Annotated in this window: 1 protein-coding gene; it reads left to right on the forward strand. The window is 69.2% G+C overall.

Going from position 1 to position 321, the window contains the following annotated elements:
• The coding region (whiA, locus tag QM019_RS12720) for a DNA-binding protein WhiA (RefSeq protein ID WP_282853309.1) at positions 1–321 on the forward strand (321 nt) is incomplete at both ends.

Genomic DNA, 321 nt, shown 5'->3' on the forward strand with positions numbered 1-321 from the left:
CGAACCGGGCGCGTGCTGCCCTGATTTCGAGCATCCTTCGCTTTGCCGGTGCGCTGCAGATGATCTCTGGGCGTTATGTCATCGAAGCTGAACTCGCCACCGAGACCCTCGCGAAGCGACTCGCCCACGAGCTCGCGGCCATCTACGGGGTTCGCCCCCGCATCGCGCGCAGTGCGGGCGGCGCCGCGAGCGACCCGCACACCTACCTCGGGCGGGTGGTCGACCAGGGCGAGTGGCTTGCCCGGCCGACGGGGCTGATGGATGCTCGCGTAGGCATTTTCCGCGGGCTACCGAACCGGCTCACGCTCGGCACCGCCGATG

Source organism: Gulosibacter sediminis (assembly GCF_030011715.1).
GTDB lineage: Bacteria > Actinomycetota > Actinomycetes > Actinomycetales > Microbacteriaceae > Gulosibacter > Gulosibacter sediminis.